The 255-nt window shown below is 72.9% G+C and carries 1 protein-coding gene; it reads right to left on the bottom strand.

The window, feature by feature from the left end:
• Nucleotides 1-255, bottom strand: a 255-nt coding sequence (locus tag PUR61_RS45055) for a transposase (protein ID WP_329874753.1), incomplete at both ends; no start/stop codon positions are given.

The following is a 255-nucleotide window of genomic DNA, read 5'->3' as shown; positions in this document are numbered from 1 at the left end:
CGGCGGAAGCCGCCGAGCCAGGCGACGGTGCGCTCGATCACCCAACGGTGGCGGCCGAGGCGCTGGGAGGACTCGACGCCTCGGCGGGCGATGCGGGCCGGGATCTGCCGTCGTCGCAGGTAGGCACGGATGAAGCGGTGGTCGTAGGCTTTGTCGCCGTGCAGCTTGCCGGGACGGCGGCGTCGCGGTCCGCGCCGTGAGCGGATCGGCGGGATGGCGTCGACAAGCGGTATCAGGGCCTGGCTGTCGTGGAGG

The organism is Streptomyces sp. BE20, assembly GCF_036322525.1.
Classification (GTDB): Bacteria; Actinomycetota; Actinomycetes; order Streptomycetales; family Streptomycetaceae; genus Kitasatospora.
The sequence above is the reverse complement of the archived record's forward strand: the minus strand, read 5'-3'. Positions and strand labels throughout refer to the sequence as shown.